12 protein-coding genes, 3 tRNA genes and 2 pseudogenes are annotated in these 16,813 nt (G+C 69.2%); 10 read left to right on the forward strand and 7 right to left on the reverse strand.

Going from position 1 to position 16,813, the window contains the following annotated elements; translation table 11 throughout:
- Positions 1–12: 12 nt before the first annotated feature.
- From D1369_RS27895 to D1369_RS27910, 4 genes are all read left to right on the forward strand, one after another.
- A complete protein-coding gene (locus D1369_RS27895) occupies positions 13–1,254 on the forward strand; it encodes a deoxyguanosinetriphosphate triphosphohydrolase (protein ID WP_007381858.1) in 1,242 nt (413 codons plus the stop codon).
- Positions 1,255–1,409: 155 nt separating this feature from the next.
- Positions 1,410–2,675 carry an FAD-dependent oxidoreductase gene (locus D1369_RS27900; RefSeq protein WP_007381857.1) on the forward strand — a complete coding sequence of 422 codons (1,266 nt, stop codon included), beginning with the start codon at positions 1,410–1,412 and terminating at the stop codon, positions 2,673–2,675.
- A gap of 29 nt (positions 2,676–2,704) precedes the next feature.
- Complete coding sequence (dnaG, locus tag D1369_RS27905) at positions 2,705–4,612, forward strand: DNA primase (RefSeq protein WP_007381856.1); 1,908 nt, start codon at positions 2,705–2,707, stop codon at positions 4,610–4,612.
- A gap of 149 nt (positions 4,613–4,761) precedes the next feature.
- On the forward strand, positions 4,762–6,048 hold the full coding sequence (locus D1369_RS27910; RefSeq protein WP_007381855.1) for an RNA polymerase sigma factor: 1,287 nt from the start codon (positions 4,762–4,764) through the stop codon (positions 6,046–6,048).
- Positions 6,049–6,080: 32 nt separating this feature from the next.
- Here D1369_RS27910 and D1369_RS27915 read toward each other — a convergent pair whose 3' ends face one another.
- The 4 genes from D1369_RS27915 to D1369_RS27930 form a co-directional block, all read right to left on the reverse strand.
- Complete coding sequence (locus tag D1369_RS27915; protein WP_007381854.1) at positions 6,081–8,009, reverse strand: ABC transporter ATP-binding protein; 1,929 nt, start codon at positions 8,007–8,009, stop codon at positions 6,081–6,083.
- Complete coding sequence (locus tag D1369_RS27920; RefSeq protein WP_007381853.1) at positions 8,009–9,742, reverse strand: ABC transporter ATP-binding protein; 1,734 nt, start codon at positions 9,740–9,742, stop codon at positions 8,009–8,011. The genes D1369_RS27915 and D1369_RS27920 overlap by 1 nt, the downstream gene beginning before the upstream one ends.
- A 165-nt stretch (positions 9,743–9,907) precedes the next feature.
- Complete coding sequence (locus D1369_RS27925) at positions 9,908–11,344, reverse strand: FGGY family carbohydrate kinase (RefSeq protein WP_205574491.1); 1,437 nt, start codon at positions 11,342–11,344, stop codon at positions 9,908–9,910.
- A gap of 106 nt (positions 11,345–11,450) precedes the next feature.
- A complete protein-coding gene (locus D1369_RS27930; protein ID WP_118082660.1) occupies positions 11,451–11,756 on the reverse strand; it encodes a YtxH domain-containing protein in 306 nt (101 codons plus the stop codon).
- A 192-nt stretch (positions 11,757–11,948) separates the two neighbouring features.
- Here D1369_RS27930 and D1369_RS27935 point away from each other — a divergent pair.
- The 5 genes and pseudogenes from D1369_RS27935 to D1369_RS44045 all read left to right on the forward strand — a co-directional run bounded on the left by D1369_RS27935 (position 11,949) and on the right by D1369_RS44045 (position 13,559).
- Positions 11,949–12,021 (forward strand) — tRNA-Asn (locus D1369_RS27935).
- A 6-nt stretch (positions 12,022–12,027) separates the two neighbouring features.
- Positions 12,028–12,100: transfer RNA gene (locus D1369_RS27940), tRNA-Asn, on the forward strand.
- A 169-nt stretch (positions 12,101–12,269) separates the two neighbouring features.
- Positions 12,270–12,343: transfer RNA gene (locus D1369_RS27945), tRNA-Ile, on the forward strand.
- Positions 12,344–13,186: 843 nt separating this feature from the next.
- A pseudogene (locus D1369_RS44040) lies at positions 13,187–13,387 on the forward strand (nuclear transport factor 2 family protein); the annotation flags it as partial.
- A gap of 25 nt (positions 13,388–13,412) precedes the next feature.
- Positions 13,413–13,559 (forward strand): hypothetical protein, encoded by a 147-nt coding sequence (locus tag D1369_RS44045; RefSeq protein ID WP_237558098.1) that lies wholly within the window; start codon positions 13,413–13,415, stop codon positions 13,557–13,559.
- A 34-nt stretch (positions 13,560–13,593) separates the two neighbouring features.
- Here D1369_RS44045 and D1369_RS44050 read toward each other — a convergent pair.
- Together D1369_RS44050 and D1369_RS27965 are read right to left on the reverse strand one after the other, a co-directional pair.
- Positions 13,594–13,688, reverse strand: a pseudogene (locus tag D1369_RS44050) (TetR/AcrR family transcriptional regulator); the annotation flags it as partial.
- A gap of 163 nt (positions 13,689–13,851) precedes the next feature.
- The gene (locus D1369_RS27965) at positions 13,852–14,691 is read right to left on the reverse strand and encodes an alpha/beta hydrolase (RefSeq protein WP_007381849.1); all 840 of its coding nucleotides are present in this window, start codon (positions 14,689–14,691) and stop codon (positions 13,852–13,854) included.
- A 131-nt stretch (positions 14,692–14,822) separates the two neighbouring features.
- Here D1369_RS27965 and D1369_RS27970 point away from each other — a divergent pair, with 131 nt between their 5' ends.
- Entirely contained in the window at positions 14,823–15,431 is a 609-nt protein-coding gene (locus D1369_RS27970) for a TetR family transcriptional regulator (protein ID WP_007381848.1), read from the forward strand.
- A 792-nt stretch (positions 15,432–16,223) separates the two neighbouring features.
- On the opposite strand, the gene D1369_RS43435 is transcribed toward D1369_RS27970, so the two are convergent.
- Positions 16,224–16,703, reverse strand: coding sequence for a hypothetical protein (locus D1369_RS43435; protein ID WP_037899923.1), 480 nt, complete (start codon positions 16,701–16,703; stop codon positions 16,224–16,226).
- Positions 16,704–16,813: the final 110 nt, after the last annotated feature.

Raw genomic sequence — 16,813 nt, forward strand, 5'->3', positions numbered from 1 at the left:
TACTGTCGAGACATGCCGTACGACCCGCAGTCAACCGAACGCTGGGCCCCAGAACCCGACAAGCGCCCCGGCCGCACCGCCTTCCAGCGCGACCGCGCCCGCATCCTCCACTCGGCCGCGCTCAGAAGGCTCGCCGGCAAGACGCAGGTCGTCACACCGGGAACCCTCAGCCAGGCGTGGGACGCCAGCCCCCGCACCCGTCTCACCCACTCCCTGGAATGCGCCCAGGTGGGCCGGGAACTCGGCTCGGCCCTCGGCTGCGACCCCGACCTGGTGGAGGCCGCCTGTCTCGCCCACGACCTCGGCCACCCTCCCTTCGGCCACAACGGCGAACAGGCACTGAACGAATTCGCCGACGACTGCGGCGGCTTCGAGGGCAACGCCCAGTCCCTGCGGCTTCTGACCCGACTCGAGCCCAAGCGCTTCACCGACGAGGGGTCGGTGGGGCTGAACCTCACCAGAGCCACCCTCGACGCGGCCACCAAATACCCCTGGCCCCGCGGAGCGCAGGCGTCCCAGAAATTCGGCGTCTACGAGGACGACCGCCCCGTCTTCGACTGGATCCGCAAGGACGCCCCGGGCACCCGCACCACCTTCGAGGCCCAGGTCATGGACTGGTCCGACGACGTGGCCTACTCGGTCCACGACGTCGAGGACGGCCTGCACGCGGGCCACATCGACCCCAACTGCCTGCACGCCGAACCGGAACGCCGGGCGGTCTTCGAGGTCGCTCTCGGGAGGTACGTCCCCGAGGACACCGACCCCGCCGAACTCGCCGCCGCGCTGGACCGGCTCCAGGAGGAACCCTGGTGGCCGCACGGCTACGACGGCTCGGCCGTCGCGCAGGCCCGCCTCAAGGACGCCACCAGCCAGCTCATCGGCCGCTTCTGCCAGTCCGCCGAGGCCGCCACCCGCGCGCGCTACGGCACCGGGCGACTCACGAGGTACGACGCCGAACTCGTCGTACCGCACGAGACCCGTCTGGAGTGCGCGGTCCTCAAGGCCGTCGCCGACCGGTACGTCATGCAGCGCGCCGAACAGGAGCGGCTGCGGGCCGACCAGCGGATCGTCGTGGCCGAACTGGCCGAGGCGCTCACCGTCCGCGCCCCGGACGGTCTCGACCCCCAGTTCCGCGCGCTGTTCGACCGGGCGCCCGACGACCGGGCGCGCAAGCGGGTGATCGTCGACCAGATCGGGTCCCTCACCGACGCGTCCGCCCGTTCGCTTCACGCACGTCTCACGGGTCACCTGTGATGCTTGCGGGGTACAAGTTGTGCGGAGGAGACGGGAGCGACATGGAACGAGTCCGAATGTGACCCTCCGTGGCCTGATCGGGCCACTCCCTCTTCCCCCATCACACTCCGTGCGGGACGCTCCCATGTGGCGGCACCCTTACGAGGAGGAACCAAGTGGTCGACGCGGATCAGACTTTTGTCATCGTGGGAGGAGGTCTCGCCGGTGCGAAGGCGGCCGAGACGCTCCGGACGGAGGGCTTCACCGGCCGCGTGATACTGATCTGCGACGAACGCGACCACCCCTACGAGCGCCCGCCGCTCTCCAAGGGCTACCTCCTCGGCAAGGAGGAGCGCGACAGCGTCTTCGTGCACGAGCCCGCCTGGTACGCGCGCAACGACATCGAGCTGCACCTCGGCGAGACCGTGGACGCCATCGACCGTACGGCGAAGACCGTCCGTTTCGGCGAGGACGGCACCGCCGTGCGCTACGACAAGCTGCTGCTCGCCACCGGCGCCGAACCCCGCCGCCTGGACATCCCGGAGACCGACCTCGCGGGCGTCCACCACCTGCGCCGCCTCGCCCACGCCGAGCGTCTCAAGGGCGTCCTGGCCACCCTCGGCCGGGACAACGGCCACCTCGTGATCGCCGGCGCCGGCTGGATCGGCCTGGAGGTCGCGGCGGCGGCCCGGGAGTACGGCGCGGAGGTCACCGTCGTCGAGCCCTCGTCGACCCCGCTGTACTCCGTCCTCGGCCCCGAGCTCGGCAACCTCTTCGCCGAGCTGCACCGCGAGCACGGCGTCCGCTTCCACTTCGGGGCGAGACTGACGGAGATCGTCGGGCAGGACGGCATGGTCCTCGCGGCCCGCACCGACGACGGCGAGGAGCACCCCGCGCACGACGTCCTCGCGGCGGTCGGCGCGGCCCCCCGCGTCGCCCTCGCGGAGGCGGCCGGGCTCGAACTCGCGGACCGGGCGCACGGCGGCGGCATCGCCGTGGACGGACAACTGCGCACCTCCGACCCGGACATCTACGCGGCGGGCGACGTGGCCTCCTTCCACCACGCCCTCTTCGGCAACCGACTGCGCGTCGAGCACTGGGCCAACGCCCTCAACGGCGGCCCGGCGGCGGCGCGCGCGATGCTGGGCCGCCAGGTGACGTACGACCGCGTGCCCTACTTCTTCTCCGACCAGTACGACCTGGGGATGGAGTACAGCGGCTGGGCGCCCCCGGGCTCGTACGACGAAGTGGTGATCCGGGGAGACGCCGGGAAGCGGGAGTTCATCGCCTTCTGGGTGAAGCAGGGCCGTGTGCTGGCCGGGATGAACGTCAACGTGTGGGACGTCACGGAGCCGATCCAGGCACTGATCCGGTCCGGGGCTCAGGTGGACACGGAGGCGCTGGCGGACCCCCACGTTCCACTCGTCAGCCTCGTCCCGTAGGTGTCAGTACCTCCCCGTAGACTTCACGCGTGGCAGGACGGATCAACGACGAGGACGTGAAGGCGGTACGGGACGCGGTCCCGATCGACGCCGTGGTGTCCGAGTACCTCCAGCTGCGCAACGCGGGCGGTGGCAACCTCAAGGGCCTGTGCCCCTTCCACGACGAGAAGTCGCCGTCCTTCCAGGTCAGTCCGAGCAAGGGTCTCTTCCACTGCTTCGGCTGCCAGGAGGGCGGCGACACCATCACGTTCGTGATGAAGGTCGACCACCTCACCTTCTCCGAGTCGGTCGAGCGCCTCGCCGCCCAGGCCGGCATCACCCTGCGGTACGAGGAGGGCGGCTACAACCCCTCCCACCAGCGCGGCGAGCGCATCCGCCTGGTCGAGGCCCACAAGATCGCCGCCGACTGGTACATGGAGCAGCTGGCCACCAGCCCGGAGGCCGACACCGGCCGCCAGTTCCTCGCCGAGCGCGGCTTCGACCAGGCCGCCGCCGCGCACTTCTCCGTCGGCTACAGCCCCCAGGGCTGGGACCACCTCACCCGCTACCTGCGCGGCAAGGGCTTCAGCGACAAGGAGATCCTGCTCTCCGGACTCGCCCAGGAGGGCCGCCGCGGCCCCATCGACCGCTTCCGCGGCCGCCTGATGTGGCCCATCCGCGACATCGGCGGAGACGTCGTCGGCTTCGGCGCGCGCAAGCTGTACGAGGCGGACAACGGACCCAAGTACCTCAACACGCCCGACACGGCGATCTACCGCAAGTCCCAGGTCCTCTACGGCATCGACCTCGCCAAGAAGGACATCGCCAAGGCGTCCCGCGCGGTCGTCGTCGAGGGCTACACCGACGTCATGGCCTGCCACCTCGCCGGCGTCACCACCGCCATCGCCACCTGCGGCACCGCCTTCGGCACCGACCACATCAAGATCCTGCGCCGGCTCCTCATGGACAACGGCTCGGCCCGCGTGATCTTCACCTTCGACGGCGACGCGGCCGGCCAGAAAGCGGCCCTGCGCGCCTTCGAGGACGACCAGAAGTTCGCCGCCGAGACCTACATCGCCATCGCCCCCGACGGCATGGACCCCTGCGACCTGCGCCTCGCCAAGGGCGACGACGCGGTGGCCGACCTGGTCGAACCCCGCACCCCGCTCTTCGAGTTCGCGCTGCGCCAGATCGTCGTCCGCTACGACCTCGACACCCCCGCCGGCCGCGCCGCCGCCCTGGACGAGGCCGCCCCGATCGTCGCCCGCATCAAGAACAGCGGCGCCCAGCACGAGGTCGCCGTCCAGCTCGCCGGCATGCTCGGCATCCTCGACACCCAGTTCGTGGTCAAGCGGGTGGCCCAGCTGGCCCGCTGGGCCCGCGACCGCGGCGGCAAGGGCCCGGCCCCGTCGGGACGCGGCCCTCAGCAGCCGTCGTACGACGGAGCCCACCGCCCCGCCGTCTCCGGCCCCGCCCTCACCCTGCGCAACCCCGTCTACGCCACCGAGCGCGAGCTGCTCAAGCTCGCCCTCCAGCGCCCCGAGCTGGTCTCCCCGGCCTTCGACGCCTACGGCATCGACGAGTTCACCGCCCCGCCCTACGCGGCGGTACGCCAGGCCATCATGGACGCGGGCGGCGCGGAGTACGGCGTCCAGGACTCCCAGGACTACCTCGTCCGCGTCCGCGAGGCCGCCCCCGACGACGCGGTCCGCGCGATGGTCACGGAGCTGGCCGTCGAGGCGATCATGCGCAAGACGGTCGACGAGAACTACGCGGGCGATCAGCTGGTCACGGTCCGCCGCCGGGCCGTCGACCGCCGCATCCAGGAGATCCAGGGCACCCTGATCCGCCTCGGCAGCGGCGGCGACCCGGCCCACCTGGCCGCCGTGCAGAACGAGTTGTGGGTCCTCCAGCAGTACGGCCAGGCCCTGCGGGAGCGCGGCGCGGCCGCTCTCTAGCGCCCGGTTCCGTACGCCTTTCAAGTGGTTTCACGACCCTTGGCCCGTGCACTCGTAAGGCAAAGTAACCAGGCGGTCACGGACCGGACTCAAAAAGTCCCCGCACGCCCCTCGTGGCGGCTGTGTGTCGTACTCCACACTGGGTTCCGGTGCCTGAGTCCTCGGAGCGCGGCCGATCCGTCCCCAACGGGTCCCAGACCCCCGCGGTTCCGCTCATCGCGTACGGGACGGACAGCGGCGAGGCCGCCGACTCCGCCCCCGAAGTACCGCTGCCGCCCTCCTTGGCAGCGATCATCCTGGAGGTCGCCCCCGTGCAGACCCAGACCCTCGCACAGACCGAGAACAGTACCGGCGACACGACAGAGCAGGACGCCGAGCCCGACGCCCTCGTCGCGGTGCCCCCGCAGAACCGTGTCGCGCACCACCCCGAGGCGGAGCCGGACGCCCCGCCCGCGGAAACCCTCGAGAACGTGGAGACCGAGCCGGTCGAACCGCCCGAGCCCCGCAGCCGCGTCGACACCGGCGGCCCGTCCTCGGACCTGTTCCGCCAGTACCTGCGGGAGATCGGCCGCATCCCGCTGCTCACCGCGGTCGAGGAGGTCGAACTCGCCCGCCGGGTCGAGGCCGGCCTGTTCGCCGAGGAGAAACTGAGCAGCACCCCCGACCTGGACAGCCAGTTGGCGCTCGACCTGGACCGCCTGGTCGTCCTGGGCCGGATGGCCAAGCGCCGCCTCATCGAGGCGAACCTGCGGCTCGTCGTGTCCGTCGCGAAACGGTACGTCGGCCGCGGCCTGACCATGCTCGACCTGGTGCAGGAAGGCAACCTGGGCCTGATCCGGGCGGTCGAGAAGTTCGACTACGCCCGCGGTTACAAGTTCTCCACCTACGCCACCTGGTGGATCCGCCAGGCCATGTCCCGGGCCCTCGCCGACCAGGCCCGGACGATCCGGGTCCCGGTCCACGTCGTCGAGTTGATCAACCGGGTGGTCCGGGTCCAGCGTCGCATGCTCCAGGAACGCGGCTACGAACCGACCCCGGAAGAGGTCGCGGCCCACCTCGACCTCGCCCCGGAGCGCGTCAGCGAGGTCCTGCGGCTGGCCCAGGAACCGGTGTCCCTGCACGCCCCGGTGGGCGAGGAGGACGACGTCGCCCTCGGCGACCTCATCGAGGACGGCGACGCGGCGAGCCCGGTCGAGTCGGCGGCGTTCCTGTTGCTCAGGGAGCACCTGGAAGCCGTGCTGTCGACGTTGGGCGAGCGTGAGCGCAAGGTCGTGCAGCTGCGGTACGGGCTCGCCGACGGCCGGGCGCGCACGCTGGAGGAGATCGGGCGGATCTTCGGGGTGACCCGGGAGCGGATACGGCAGATCGAGTCGAAGACGCTGAACAAGCTGCGGGATCACGCCTTCGCGGACCAGTTGAGGGGATACCTGGACTGAGGAAGGGGTCGTTTCCCAACGACCCCTTCCCGCTAATCCACTTCCGCCACCGCCTGCGCGAACTGGGCCTTGTACAGGCGCGCGTACGCCCCGTCGGCCTCCAACAGGTCCGTGTGCGTGCCCTGTTCGACGATCGAGCCGTTCTCCATGACGAGGATCGTGTCCGCGTCCCGGATCGTCGACAGGCGGTGCGCGATGACGAACGACGTGCGGCCGTGCGCCAGTTTGGCCATCGCCTTCTGGATCAGGACCTCGGTACGGGTGTCCACCGAACTCGTCGCCTCGTCGAGGACCAGGATCACCGGGTCCGACAGGAACGCCCGGGCGATGGTGATGAGCTGCTTCTCGCCCGCGCTCACCCCGCTACCCTCGTCGTCGATCACGGTGTCGTAGCCCTCGGGCAGGGTCCGGATGAACCGGTCCGCGTGGGCCGCCCGGGCCGCCTCCTCGATCTCGCCCGGGGTGACCTCGCGCGCGGCGCCGTACGCGATGTTCTCCGCGATCGTGCCGCCGAACAGCCAGGTGTCCTGGAGGACCATGCCGATCCCGGCGCGCAGGTCGTCCCGGGACATCGTCGAGATGTCCACGCCGTCGAGGGTGATCCGGCCGCCCGAGACGTCGTAGAACCGCATGAGCAGGTTGACCAGGGTGGTCTTTCCGGCTCCCGTCGGGCCGACGATCGCGACCGTGTGCCCGGGTTCGACCTTCAGGGAGAGGTCGTCGATGAGCGGCTTGTCGGGGTCGTAGCGGAAGGAGACGTGCTCCAGGGCGACCCGCCCGCGCAGTTCCTCCGGCTTCGCGCTCGGGACCGGATCGGCCTCCTGCTCCTCCGCGTCCAGGAGTTCGAAGATCCGCTCGGCCGAGGCGACACCCGACTGCACGAGGTTCGCCATCGACGCGACCTGCGTCAGCGGCATCGAGAACTGGCGGGAGTACTGGATGAAGGCCTGCACGTCACCGATGGACAGGGAGCCGGTCGCGACCCGCAGCCCGCCCACGACCGCCACCAGCACGTAGTTGAGGTTCGAGACGAACATCATCAGCGGCTGCATGACCCCGCTGTTGAACTGCGCCTTGAACCCGGCCTCGTACAGCGCCTCGTTCTGCTCGGCGAACTGTGCGGCCGACTCGTCCTGGCGGCCGAACACCTTCACCAGGTTGTGCCCGGTGTACATCTCCTCGATGTGGGCGTTGAGCTTGCCGGTGGTGCGCCACTGCTGCACGAAGTGCGGCTGCGAGCGCTTGCCCACGCGGGTGGCGACGACGAACGACAGCGGCACGGTGACCAGCGCGACCAGGGCCAGCAGCCAGGACACCCAGAACATCATCGCGAGCACACCGATGATGGTGAGCAGCGAGTTGATCAGCTGGCCCATCGACTGCTGGAGGGTCTGGCCGATGTTGTCGATGTCGTTGGTGGCGCGGGACAGGACCTCACCGCGCTGGCGCTTGTCGAAGTACGACAGCGGCAGTCGCGACATCTTCGTCTGCACGTCCTCGCGCATCCGGAACATCGTGCGGTTGACGGTCCGGTTGACCAGCCGGGTCGCGACCGCCATCAGCAGCCCCGCCACGAGGAACACCCCGACCGCGATGAGCAGGACGTGCCCCACGGCAGTGAAGTCGATGCCCTCGCCGGGTGTGAAGTCGGTGCTGCGGAGCATGTCGGCGACCTGACCCTCGCCGCGCTCCCGCATCCCCGCGAGGACCTCTTCCTTGCTGGCGCCGGCCGGCATCTGCCGTCCGATGATGCCCGCGAAGACCAGGTCGGTGGCCTCGCCGAGGATCTTCGGCCCGACCACGTTGAGGCCGACGCTCAGCACGACACAGCACAGCATCGCGTAGAGGGTGAGCCGCTCCGGCTTGAACTGGGCGAGCAGCCGCCTGCCGGACACCTTGAAGTCGATCGACCGGGTCTCGGGACCGCCGCCCGCCATCATGCGCCCCATGGGCCCGGCCATCAGGCAGCCTCCGCTTCCGTGAGCTGGGAGAGCACGATCTCCCGGTAGGTCTCGTTGTCCGCCATCAGTTCGCGGTGGGTGCCGGTGCCGACGACCCGGCCCTCGTCGAGGACGACGATCCGGTCGGCGTCGCGGATGGTGGCCACCCGCTGGGCGACGATCACGACGGTCGCCTCCGCGGTCTCCTCGGCGAGCGCGGCGCGCAGGGCGGCGTCGGTCGCGTAGTCGAGGGCGGAGAAGGAGTCGTCGAAGAGGTAGATCTCCGGCCGCTGCACGAGCGTGCGCGCGATGGCGAGCCGCTGGCGCTGACCGCCGGAGACGTTGCTGCCGCCCTGGGCGATGGGGGAGTCGAGCCCGTTCTCCAGGCGCTCGACGAAGTCCTTGGCCTGCGCCACCTCCAGCGCGTGCCACAGCTCCTCGTCCGTGGCGTCCGGATTGCCGTAGCGAAGGTTCGTGGCGACCGTGCCCGCGAAGAGGTACGGCTTCTGCGGCACGAGTCCGACGGTCTTGGCCAGTAGCTTCGGATCGATGGTCGACACCTCGGTGCCGTCGACGAGCACCTCGCCGTCGGTCGCGTCGAACAGCCGCGGCACCAGCCCCAGCAGGGTGGACTTGCCGCTGCCGGTCGAGCCGATCACGGCGGTCACCTCGCCGGGCCGGGCCACCAGGTCGATCGCCTTGAGCACCGGCTCCTCGGCGCCCGGGTAGCGGAAGCCCGCACCCCGCAACTCCAGATGCCCGTGCCGGCGCAGCTCACGTACGGGAGCGACGGGCGGGACCACGCTCGACGAGGTGTCGAGGACCTCCTGGATGCGCTCGGCGCACACCTCCGCGCGCGGCACCATCATGAACATGAAGGTGGCCATCATCACGGACATGACGATCTGCATCAGATAGGCGAGGAACGCCGTCAGATCACCGATCTGCATCCCGCCGCTGTCGATGCGGTGGGCGCCGAACCACACCACGGCGATCGACGACAGGTTCACCGTCGTCATCACGACCGGGAACATCAGCGCGAGCAGGTTGCCGGTCTTGAGGGACATCTCCGTCAGGTCGGTGTTCGCCTTCCGGAAGCGGTCCTCCTCGTACTCGTCCCGCACGAACGCCCGGATGACCCGGTTGCCGGTGATCTGCTCGCGCAGCACCCGGTTCACCGTGTCGAGCCGCACCTGCATGGCCCGGAACAGCGGCCGCAGCCGTCGTACGATCAACGTCACGCAGATGCCCAGCGTCGGCACCACGGCCACCAGCACGGCGGACAGCGGTACGTCCAGACCGAGTGCCAGCACGATGCCGCCGACACACATGATGGGCGCCGACACCAGCAGGGTGAACGTCATCAGGGCCAGCATCTGGACCTGCTGCACGTCATTGGTCGTACGGGTGATCAGCGTGGGCGCGCCGAACTGGCCCACCTCGCGCGCCGAGAACGACTGCACCCGGTCGAAGACCGACGCCCGCAGGTCCCGGCCGAGCGCGGCGGCGGTCCGGGCGCCGTAGAACACGGCCCCGATGTTGCACACCACCTGCGCCAGCGAGATGCCGATCATCAGAGCGCCGAAGCTCAGGATGTAGCCGGTGTCGCCGTTCACGACACCGTTGTCGATGATGTCCGCGTTGAGCGTGGGCAGGTAGAGGGTGGCGCAGGTCTGGAGGAACTGCAGCAGCACCAGGAGGGCGATGGGTTTCTTGTAGGGCCTGAGATAGGTCCGCAGAAGTCGTATGAGCACGCTACGTCTCTCGGAGTCGGCGACGGGGCGAGTGGTTGCCCCTGGCCCCTATCGTCGGACACTCCACCGGCGTTACCTCAACCGATTAAGCCGACAGCAGTGCTTCGTATGGCCTTCCTGGTCCCCGCGACCGCCGACTCCTACCGGACTCTTACCTTCCGGGGTCTAGCGGAAGGCCCCCGGATACGTCTGCTCCCGCACCGACACGTACTGCTGCCGCACCGCCTGCCCCACCGCCAGTTCCTCGCCCGGCTCCAGGACCTGTCCGGCCGGGCCCTGCCACATCGGCGGGGTGCGCGGGTCGAGGGTGCCCTGCGACACCCCGAGCGCCCACGCCGCCTGCCGGGCCGCACCGATCGCCGCGTAGTCCGCCGGCTGCGGCACGACGACCTGCGCGCCGAACAGCGCGGGCGCGGCGGCCTGTACGGCGGACAGCTCGGCGGCGGCCCCCAGCAGGAAGACCCGCCGCACCTCGACCCCCCGCCCGCGCAGCACGTCGAGCGCGTCGGCGAGCCCGCACAGCATCCCCTCGAACGCGGCCCGCGCCAGGTGCTCCGGCTTCATCGACTCCCGCCGCAGCCCGCTCAGCGTCCCCGCCGTGTGCGGCAGGTTCGGCGTCCGCTCGCCTTCCAGATAAGGCAGCAGTACGAGGCCGTGGGCGCCCGGCGTCGACTTCATGGCCAGGTCCGACAGGCTCTCCAGATCACCGAGGCCGAGCATCTCGGCGGCCCCGCGCAGGGTCCGTACGGCGTTCAGGGTGGTGACGACGGGCAGGTGCATGCCGGTCGCGTCGGCCAGGGAGGTGATCATCCCGGTGTTGTCGACGAGCGCCTCGTGGTGCACCGCCATCACGGACCCGGACGCGCCCAGCGACACGACGGCATCCCCGAGCCCGATCCCGAGGCCGAAAGCGGCGGCCATGGTCTCGCCCGTCCCCGCGGAGATCAGCAGCCCCTCCGGGGTCGTACCGGCCGCGTCCGCCGGGCCGATCACCTCCGGCAGCATCGCCTGGTGGCCGAGGGCCAGCTCCACGAGGTCGGCGCGGTAGGCGCCGGCGGCGGCGGACCAGTAGCCGGTCCCGGAGGCGCCACCGCGGTCGGTGGTCCGTCTCACCGGCCGGCCGAGCAACTGCCACACCAGCCAGTCGTGCGCCTGGAGCAGAACGGCGGTGCGCAGGGCGGCGTCCGGTTCGGTCTTGTTCAGCCAGCGCAGCTTGGTCACGGGCTGCGCGGCCTGCGGCACACACCCCACCGCCTGCGCCCACGCCTCGCGCCCGCCGAGCGCGTCGACGAGGTCGGCCGCGGCGACCTGCGCGCGCTTGTCGCCGCCGACCATGGCGGGGCGCACGGTGTTGCCCTGGGCGTCGAGGGGCACGACGGCGTTCTGCTGCGAGGACACGCCGATGGCCTGCACGCCCTCCAGGAGACCGCCACCGGCGGCTTCGCCGAGGGAGAGGAGCCACGCCTGGGGGTCGACGTCGGATGGACGGCCCTCGACCGGGTGGGGCGCGTACCCCTGTTTGAGCACGGCACCGGTGTCCGCGTCGCAGACGACGATGCGAGTGAATTCGGGCGAGCTGTCCAACCCGGCGACTATCCCCATGGCGGAAATTCTATGGGCGTAGCGTCGCAACGGTGCGCGCAGTCGCGCGGGCGCGGGACCGGTGCCTCCGGTCCCGCGCCCGCGTGTGGGTTGTGTCACCCCTGATTCACGTGGGGCTGGTGCCCCAGTCGTCCTGGGCGGTGCCGTTCGTGTTGCGATCCCTCAGCGAGCGCACCCGCTGGGTCACGGACTCCGGCACTCGGTCGCCCACCTTGTCACTGACCACGTGGTACGCCTTGCCGGCGAACTGGCGGCCCTGCTGGGCCGCCGTCTCCGCGGTGTTGCGGACGGCGGGGTTCTGGGCGACCTGACGGGCGGACTTCTTCAACTGTTCGTAGCGCTCGCGCCCGGCACGGGTGCCCAGCACGTACCCCAGAGTCAGTCCGACCACGAACGTGAGCTTGTAGCGCATGGCGGCCACCCTTCCTTGCGTAGGTCTCCGGTGCGACGTCGGTGTCGGTAGCGGTGTCGGTATCGATGTCGGTATCGGTGTCAGGGGAACCGATTGGCGGAGCACCCCCCTGCTTGCGCTAATGTATGTGTCGCAGCGAGCGCCCGCCCCCTGGCGAATACCCAGGGAGCTACGTTCGATGCAACGAGGCAATCCTCCGTAGCTCAATTGGCAGAGCAGCCGGCTGTTAACCGGCAGGTTACTGGTTCGAGTCCAGTCGGGGGAGCTTCGATCTTCCGTAGCTCAATTGGCAGAGCAGCCGGCTGTTAACCGGCAGGTTACTGGTTCGAGTCCAGTCGGGAGAGCAGGACGAAGGAGGGCCCCCGATGGGGTCCTTTTTCATGTCCGACGGAACTGCGCAGGTCACAGGGGAGTCTTCAAGGGCATGCGAAGTCGCCCCTGCGAAGCAGGAGATCGTATGAGCGGCTATGCTGCGGCAGACGGCGCGCACACATGTACGCGACACGCCGCTATGGGGCGGTAGCTCAGCCGGTTAGAGCAGCGGACTCATAATCCGTCGGCCGTGGGTTCGAGTCCCACCCGCCCCACCTGTGCAGGCTTCTGACCTGCGGGAACGTTCATTTTTGGGTGTCGGATCGTCAACTCTGCCTGAACGGACGGAATCCGCTGCTCGTAGGTTTGAGGTCCGGCAGCGTTCCGGGGAGATCCAACCCCTCTGACCTGCGGCGGAGTAGTTGTCTAAGGTTGCCGCTCTCGGTCCGGGCGACTGCGCTGCGGGTCGTCCCCAAGACCCAGGGGCCATACAGGGGCCGGGAGGGCGCGGCCGGGGTCAGGCCGAGAGTGTTTCCGGGCCGATTTCGTGGTCCCGTTTGCTGGTTCGGCGGCATGGAGCTGCCGTCCACCGTGCGGACGGTCGAGTGCCGGGCCGGCACTGGAGGCGGCGTGGATGCCGGTGCGTCTGGCAGACAGGCCCGAGGTCAGGGAAACGGCCCGAAGAGGAAACGGTCCCATGGACGGCGCACCGCGTTCATCAAGGCTGAGCCATGTGCGGTCAGCGCACCATCTGGCGCCGGTGAGGAAGATCGCGGCCGAGCTGGAGCGCAGCCCCTCGACGCCGTCGCCGCCGAACTCAACGGCCGACCACGCAAGACGCTCGGCTGGGAAACCCCAGCCGAGCGCCTGCATACACTCCTCACGACCGCCTCACACTGACCACGTGTTGTGCCGGCCTCGACGGCGCCGCCAGCCGTGTCTCGAACCTGCTCGTCCTTGCCCGTGGTGCGGTCGCACTCCGAGGGCGTGGTGCCTTGGCGGCCGTGGCGAGAAGGCATACCGCTTCGACATGGGTACGCATGGCGCCCGCTTCGACCGGGCCGGCGATGGCCCTCCTGCCGGCGTGGTCGGCCTCGACCAGGATGCCTTCGCCGGGGATGCCCTGGCCAGGGCCGTTCGTCGACCAGCTACTGGTCCGCAAGGACCTGACCGCCATCGACGCCTACGTCGGCGCCGACTACCACGAACACGGCCCTAACATCTCCGACGGCGCGGCCGGCCTCAAGGCCGACCTGGGCAGCTACTTCGACAAGTTCCCGCAGTCGAGTGTCACACCGAAACGCGTCATCGCCGAAGGCGACCTGGTCGCCGTGCACAGCCACCTTGCACAGCCACTACGTCGACACGCCGGGCGAGCGTGGCCGGTCGGTCATCGACCTCTTCCGGGTCCGCGATGCCAGGATCGTCGAGCACTGGAGCTCCGAACAGGCCGTGCCCGAGACCGCCGCCAACGACAACACGATGTTCTGACAGCCGCCGGGGGCGGGGCTAATCGTGTCCAGCCCCCACAAGAGCGACCGGCATTGGGCCACCCAGCGCGGCGATCCCCGAACCGTCGATCCCGTCGCTCTTGAACCGACGCCCAGCCGTCTCGATGATCCGCCGCCGCGTCTCCTGCTTGCGCTCTCGCCCGTATCGGGCCCCGCGCCCTCCTTCACTCGTCCAGCCGGCCGCTGGCCGCCACCCCGGGCCCCACTCAAGTGGTTCTTCGGGGGTGGGGGACACGCCCAGGACGTGCCGTTCGCCTTTCGCGCGCGGCTGGTTACTCGTCGAGGAACTGAAGCGCGTGCTTCAGGAACCGCTCGGGGTACTGGAAGTGCGCTGCGTGCCCGGCGTCGGGGTAGATCAGCAGTTGGGCGTTCGGGATGTTCTGCGCGAGGTGCCAGGAGTTGATCGAGGCGATCATCACGTCGTTCGTGCCGTTGAGGACCAGTGTCGGCTGGGTGATCGCGTTCAGGAAGGCGTAGGGGTTCTCGCCGGGCAGCGGTTCCCCGTAGGCGGTGAACGCTTCGAACTGTGCCTGCCCGACTGCGGGCGAGCTCGGCGGGTCCTGGTCGGCCCGCTGGTGGCGTCGCTCCCAGAAGGCCCGGCCGGCTTCGACCGCGGCCTCGGAGCGGCCGAAGAACAGGAAGAGGAAGTCCTCCAGGCTGTGGACCGGATTCAGAGCCACCTCGGGCACCTTGGGGTCCATCGTCGGGTCCCCGCCGCGCAGGCCGGTGCCGAGCAGAAGGAGCTTGCGCACCAACTGCGGGTGGCGCAGCGCGACCTCCTGCACCTGCAAACCGCCGATGGAGAAGCCGAGCAGATCGACCTGCTCCAGCCCCAGCGCCCGGATGACCACGGCGATGTCGTCGGCCATGTCCTCCATCCGGTTGCGCGGGGTGCCGGATGAGGAGGCGATGCCGCGCCCGTTGAAAAGGATGACCTCTCGGCCTTCGGCCAGGCTGTCGGTGAGCAGGGGGTCCCAGTGGTCCATTCCCCCGCGGAAGTGCTGGACCAGGAAGATCGGGACGCCGGAGGGCTTGCCCCAGCGGCGGTAGGCGAACCGGTCGCCGTCGACCTCGATGTACCGAGTCGGTGCGGTGGCATGCGTATCGCTCATGGCCTGAGCCTTTCTGGTGGGGATGAGCAATACGATGACGTTCGTAATCTAAAAAGTCAAGCCTTTAGATGTCGATCGACATCTATGTATGCTTGACCGTCGAGTATCGATCGTGGAAGGGGAGGCCGGCCATGCGAGTGACCAAGGCGCAGGCGGAGCAGAACCGTGCGCACATCGTCGAGACAGCCGCCAGGCTGTTCCGCGAGCGCGGCTATGACGGTGTCGGCGTGGCAGAACTGATGGCAGCCGCCGGGTTCACCCATGGCGGGTTCTACAAGCACTTCCGCTCCAAGGCCGACCTCATGACCGAAGCGTCCGCAACCGGGCTCTCACAGACCGCGGCACGGACAGAAGGTCTGAACCCCGCCGAGTTCGTCGAGAGCTACGTCTCCCGGGAGCATCGCGACAGGCGCGATGACGGCTGCACCATCGCGGCCCTCAGCGGCGACGCCGCACGTCAGCCGGCGAACCTCAGAACAGAGTTCGCCGCCGGGATCGAGAACCTGCTGACGGCCCTTCAGTCCCAAAGCGCTACGCCGGGGGATGCGGACCAGCGCGCGGCCCGCACCACGGTGATCGACATGCTCGCCCATTCGATCGGCGCGATCGTGTTGTCGCGGGCGTGCCCAGATGATTCTCCGCTGGCGGACGAAATCCTCGATGTCTGCCGCCAGGGGATTCTCGCCTCGCTGGCGCACGGCAGCAGCGATCAGCCGGCGGCACGGCGTCCGGAAGCCTGACCGCAGTCGACCGACACAGGGCCGACCACCCGAGGGTCAGACGTCCGCCCGATCCCGTCAGCTCGCTCTGGGAGAAGGCGACTGAGCTGGATAGGGTGACGAGCAAGCGTTTGGCCTGCGGAAATGGCCGCAGAGGCTCCGCCCGGAGTAGAGGGTCGGGGCCTCTGCGCGTTGGAAGGGAAATCCGCTGTGCGAAGGTTCTATCCCCTTGGCTGAACTGTGCGGACATGGCTGCTTCCGTGACGACCGTCGAACGCATCGACCTCCAGGGGCCGTTGAGGGGCCACAAGGACAGGAACAGACCGACAAGCACTGCAAAGGGCTGACACGGATCGGCACGTCTGACCTGCAAGAACGGTGTGAATCGGCATTGATCGGCAAGGACCGCCAAGATCCTCAAAGGACTCATAATCCGTCGGCCGTGGGTTCGAGTCCCACCCGCCCCACCTGTGCAGGTTTATGACCTGCGGGAACGTTCATTTTTGGGTGCCGGGGCGTCAACTTCGCCTGGACGGACTGGATCCGCTGCTCGTGAGTTCAGCCTCGTTGCCAGTGCTGGTGATGTGAGTGGCCCTGACCTGTACTGATGTCCTTTTTCTCGGCGGTTGGGTCTGTGTCGCATGACTCCTGCGGATGGTTGGGCGCTGAATTCTGGACGCTGACTGGACGTGAGGAAACCGGAATGGAGTGTTCCGGAGTTGAGTCGGCCACGCTGCACTGCTCTCGGCCTCATCGGATTGAGTCGAGAGGTCGACTCGTTGACGATCACCGCGTCGGCAGGCTTGACGCTGCTCAGGACGGCGTAGACCTCAGGGGCGTCGGCGGGCTGTTCGGTGCTTGGGAGAGTACCCGGGGGCGCGCCATTGGCGCTGGAGCGGTCCGCGCGGCCCCCCCGGGCGCCCATGTCCTGTAGTTGCTCGATCGCCGTCCTGGGTCCCCGAGCAGGCTGTCGCCCATGAGGGCCGCTGCCGCGGCGGCAGGGTTGCCGGTGATCGGGAGGAATTCCGTGCTGTCGGACAAGTAGGGGCCCGGGACGTAGGGGTAGTAGCGGAACACCTCGGCGCCGATCACGACGACCAGGTCGTGCCCGTCCAGCCGGTCGCCGCTGGTCTCCACCGACATGCCGAGCGGCCCACTGGACAGGGGGTGGTCCTCGAGGAAGGAAGCACGGTTGAGGAGCGGGGAGCCGTACACGGTCGCGCGCAACTTCTGTGCGAGCGCATCCGTCGGCTGCTGGACCTCGTCGTAGAGCAGGAACGCCGGACCCGCCACTGGTAGTGAACCGCCGGGACTGAAAGCGGCCACCGGTCAGCGGCCCGCAGGTGGATGCTGGCAAGTATGGTCTGGCGGCTATGGTCGCCAGCGTGGCGTGGGCGACCATT

The sequence above is a fragment of the Streptomyces sp. CC0208 genome, assembly GCF_003443735.1.
GTDB classification, from domain to species: Bacteria; Actinomycetota; Actinomycetes; order Streptomycetales; family Streptomycetaceae; genus Streptomyces; species Streptomyces sviceus.

Coding starts and splice junctions, on each gene's coding strand:
- D1369_RS27965 (WP_007381849.1), bottom strand. CDS start 14,691: ATGAGCGATACGCATGCCACCGCACCGACTCGGTACATCGAGGTCGAC.
- D1369_RS27925 (WP_205574491.1), bottom strand. CDS start 11,344: ATGGGGATAGTCGCCGGGTTGGACAGCTCGCCCGAATTCACTCGCATC.
- D1369_RS27895 (WP_007381858.1), top strand. CDS start 13: ATGCCGTACGACCCGCAGTCAACCGAACGCTGGGCCCCAGAACCCGAC.
- D1369_RS27915 (WP_007381854.1), bottom strand. CDS start 8,009: ATGGCCGGGCCCATGGGGCGCATGATGGCGGGCGGCGGTCCCGAGACC.
- D1369_RS27930 (WP_118082660.1), bottom strand. CDS start 11,756: ATGCGCTACAAGCTCACGTTCGTGGTCGGACTGACTCTGGGGTACGTG.
- D1369_RS27970 (WP_007381848.1), top strand. CDS start 14,823: ATGCGAGTGACCAAGGCGCAGGCGGAGCAGAACCGTGCGCACATCGTC.